The sequence below is a fragment of the Vibrio sp. Vb0598 genome (assembly GCF_033338935.1).
Lineage (GTDB): Bacteria > Pseudomonadota > Gammaproteobacteria > Enterobacterales > Vibrionaceae > Vibrio > Vibrio alginolyticus.
This window is the reverse complement of the sequence record NZ_JAWOTP010000254.1, coordinates 1-1,092: the sequence shown is the minus strand read 5'-3', so window position 1 is coordinate 1,092 and position 1,092 is coordinate 1. Positions and strand designations below refer to the sequence as shown.

The following is a 1,092-nucleotide window of genomic DNA, read 5'->3' as shown; positions in this document are numbered from 1 at the left end:
ATGTGGTTATCGCGGTAGACATCAGTACCGACTACAAAACCGAAGATGATTTTACTGGGCTGTTTACCGTTGCAGACCAACTCTCCAACTATCTGGTGCGTCGCAGTACCCAGCAGCAAGTCGAAACCCTGCAAGAACACGATGTTTACATTCGTCCCAATGTCGGCCAAATGGAAACCGTTGAGTTCGACAAAATGCCTTGGGCTTTTCAATCTGGTTATGACATCACCAAAGAAATGGAGTCGAAGCTAGCGGGACTGCGTTTATCAAACGCGGAGTATCAAAAGTACATCGACCATAAGCAGGAAGTTCGCAAAAAGCTCGTTTATGGTGACGATCGCGTAGTGGATGAGATTGTGATCGTAAACAATACCCACTATAGCGATGTTTTGTTGACCAACCGTTTGGAACTGGAAACTGGCCGTAAAATCGAAACGGCTGAAATCGAAAAAGCGGTAGAAAACCTCTATGCATTGGACCGATTTGAGTTAATTACTTATCACTTTGAAGAAGTCGATGGTTGGAATTTATTGGTGTTTGACGTTAACGAAAAATCTTGGGGGCCAAACTACCTTAACTTCCGTTTCTTCCTTGAAGATGACTTTGATACCGACAGCCAATACGGCATAGGGATGTCGACTAACTTTACCAACTTAAACTCGCACGGTGCTGAAATGGCACTCAACGTTGAGATGGGCACAGATAAGCTCATTGAGGCGGAGCTGTATTCTCCGGTTCTGTCGAGCCAAGAATTTTTTGTGGCTGGTAAGGTGGCGTACAGCAGTGAAGGGCGAAACTTGCCGGTCAGTGATGATGACTCGAGTTTAAGTTCGGTGAACGATTTTTTGCCAGTGTCTTATACCGAGTTTGTTTCCGAGATAGCGATTGGCATTCAGCCTACGTTGTGGCAAGAGTTGAGATTGGGCGGTCGATACTCTTCGGGTAGCATTGAGTTATCGACATTGGCGTCTGTAGGTAATCTAGATTTTGAGCGAAGAGGCTTGTTTGCCAATTACCGCTTAGACACCCTCGATGATTTTGCTTTTCCTACGCGAGGTTTGTTGGTCGACCTAGAATATTTGGTTTCTCACG

General features: G+C 45.4%; 1 protein-coding gene. It reads left to right on the top strand.

Annotated elements, in window-relative coordinates; translation table 11 throughout:
• Nucleotides 1–1,092, top strand: a 1,092-nt coding sequence (locus R7Q38_RS24495) for a POTRA domain-containing protein (RefSeq protein WP_318114671.1), incomplete at both ends; no start/stop codon positions are given.